Source organism: Lacticaseibacillus suilingensis (assembly GCF_016861845.1).
In the GTDB taxonomy this organism is placed as follows: domain Bacteria; phylum Bacillota; class Bacilli; order Lactobacillales; family Lactobacillaceae; genus Lacticaseibacillus; species Lacticaseibacillus suilingensis.
The window spans coordinates 1-558 of sequence record NZ_BOLV01000074.1 but is presented as its reverse complement, the minus strand read 5'-3'; the positions used below and the strand labels follow the sequence as shown (position 1 = coordinate 558).

The 558-nt window shown below is 41.4% G+C and carries 1 protein-coding gene; it reads left to right on the top strand.

The window, feature by feature from the left end:
• Nucleotides 1-97: 97 nt before the first annotated feature.
• On the top strand, nt 98-558 hold a 461-nt coding region (locus JUF11_RS13155), incomplete at its 3' end, for a transposase (RefSeq protein ID WP_204119950.1).

Genomic DNA, 558 nt, shown 5'->3' with positions numbered 1-558 from the left:
CGGGAGTGTACAATATTTTGTGTAAATAGTAATTGAAAAGGGAAGACCTTCCCCGTATGATTAAATCGCCAAACATAATCAACGGAGGTCTTCGCCCATGGATCAGTTTAACAAAGAAATCGCTCAAGCACTACTATCTCAAGGAAATTTAAAAGAGGTTTTTCGTGCTCAGTTAGAGAGAACAGTCAACAGCCTACTTCAAGCTGAATTAACCGCAATTTTAGGCTACGATCCATATGATCGCAGTGGTTTTAACAGCGGAAATTCCAGGAACGGACAGTACTTTCGTCAAATAGCTTCCGAGTATGGAAAACTAAATATTTGCGTACCACGTGACCGTAATGGTGAATTCAAAGCAGCACTCATTCCGCCGTACACGCGTCATGTTGATGCCTTAGAAGAGATGGTTATCAAGCTCTACGAAAAAGGAATCACAACACGTGAAATTGCCGATTTAATCGAGAAAATGTACGGATCGCACTACTGCGCAACAACGATCTCAAACATGACTAAGGTCGTCGAGGGACAAGTTGAAACTTTTCATGAACGTCATTTTAC